This is a genomic window from Mesorhizobium sp. M0518, from assembly GCF_040321125.1.
Classification (GTDB): Bacteria; Pseudomonadota; Alphaproteobacteria; order Rhizobiales; family Rhizobiaceae; genus Mesorhizobium.
This window is the reverse complement of record NZ_JAMYQY010000057.1, coordinates 1-1,962: the sequence shown is the minus strand read 5'-3', so window position 1 is coordinate 1,962 and position 1,962 is coordinate 1. Positions and strand designations below refer to the sequence as shown.

At 60.8% G+C, this 1,962-nt stretch carries 1 pseudogene; it reads right to left on the bottom strand.

The features are described from left to right. Positions 1-191 precede the first annotated feature (191 nt). Positions 192-1,747 (bottom strand): annotated as a pseudogene (locus NKI66_RS32560) (ISL3 family transposase). Positions 1,748-1,962: the final 215 nt, after the last annotated feature.

Here is a 1,962-nt window from a genome sequence, read left to right as displayed (position 1 = left end):
GGCAGCCGCTCCGAAAGGTTGCGGACCGGTGCGCTGAGCGAAGAGCAGTACGCTCTCGTCTTCGACGAAATCGAAACTGGCGTGGCGGCCATCGAAGCGCAGACGTGTGATTTTTCATGGAATGAGGACCCTGTTTGAGGAGTGATTTTCGTCCAAACGGGGCTCTGACGCACTCTCGCTGCGGCCACAGCCTAGGTTGCACCGACGAGGCGCGCCTGGAGCAGATCAATCTTGGCGCGGCCGTACATTTGCCGCTTGATGAGTTTGAGCTTGGTGATCTGGCCTTCGGTCTGGCCATTCGACCACGGAGAGACAATGGCGTTGCGGACTGCGGCGATGTCCTTTTCGACCCCGTTTGCAAAGGAGCCGACGAGGCTTGCCTTCGCGCCCTCGAGCCAAGTGTCCAGTTTTGCGACCGCCTTTGATCGGATCATCTGCTGAAAGTCGTCGATCAGCGTTCGCGCGGTGACGAGGTCAGGAACATTGCTCTCGATTGCCGCGATCAGTACGGCGTCCGATTTGGAGAGGTCGTCACGCGCCAGCGTCATGAGCCTGGCGATGCTTCGTGCCGAAGGCGTGCGGGCAAGTGCGCTTTGATCGGCCCTTTCAGCAAGGCGTCTGCGCCGCGCCCATTCAGAGACGACGCCGATCTGGCCACGAAAGCCTTTCTTACGCATTTCGCGCCAGAGCGCCGAAGCATTGCGCGCGCCTTGGTCCCAGCGGCCGTCAAGCCAGGGAAGCCATTCCTCGAGCGAACTCTGCCGGACACGGAACATGTCGGAACGCTGACCGCGCAGGACGCAGCGGACGAGCTTGCGGCTATGTCCGGTACGCTTGACAATCTGCTTGATCGGCACACCCTGCTTCGACAATTCCAAAATGGCCTCGTTTGTCTCCTGCGACGCAGATATCCTTCATATTGCAGCCGCTCGGCATAGGTGAGAAGCTTTGGATCGATGATGGTGCTGCCGACGGTCTTTCGGATATGCCGCATGGACTTGCTGACTGCATCAAGGAAAGCGCGGCTGGCGTTTTCCATCAGATGCCAGCGGTCGGCCACCTGATCGGCATGAGGCAAGGCCTTGGCGATCGCCTCGCCATATCCGCCACCCCGATCGCGAGCGACAGTCACAATGGAAGGATGGTTCGCCAGCCAAGCTTGCGATGTCGCCTGTTCACGATCAGGCAGCAATGTCACTGGCCTGCAGCGCTCAAGATCGCAGACAATCGTCCCGTATCGTTGGCCGCGCCGGAACGCGAAGTCGTCGATGCCGATGATGGCGAGCTTATCGCGCGGCTGTTCAGTCCGCCGGCGCACGACACGCAACAGGGTATCGTTGCTCACCGGCATCATCAGGCGATCGGCAAAGGCTGCGGCAGGCCTGCCGCCCAGCGCCAGTCCCAAGTGATGAACGATGGTCTCAAGGCGTCCGGTTCTTCGCGACAATGGGCTCAATACAGCGGCACCAAACCGCTCGGCAAAAATGCGGCGGCGGCAAAGAACGGCGTCGCACCAGAAACGGCGAACCGTCACCCGCAAGACCACCCGCCGGCCAGCGATGGGCAGATCGGCGGCTTGCCGCATATATCGGCTCTGGGTCCGGCGTGAACTCGTCCCGCAGCACGGGCACGTTGCCGAAAGCGCCGCAGCGCGCACGTCAAGAAATACACAATCCGTGTTGATTTCGGCATGCTCGACGAGCAACCCCGCCGGCGCCAGTCTCGTCGACCAAAATCTCTGTTCCATCGCGCTGATTCCCTCTCGAAAATTGCGCGACATCACTCTGCACATGCAGCGAGATTGAGTCTGACCCCCTTTTGCGCGAAAAACCAGGGTCCCGATTCAGTGGTGATTGACACGCAGATGGAAAAGTCTGCGGGCGGGTCGAAAGCGAAGCGCGCCCCGCGCCCTCGCAAAGGCTTTGCGGCCCGGGTCGAGGTGGTTATTGAGCCCGAAACGCC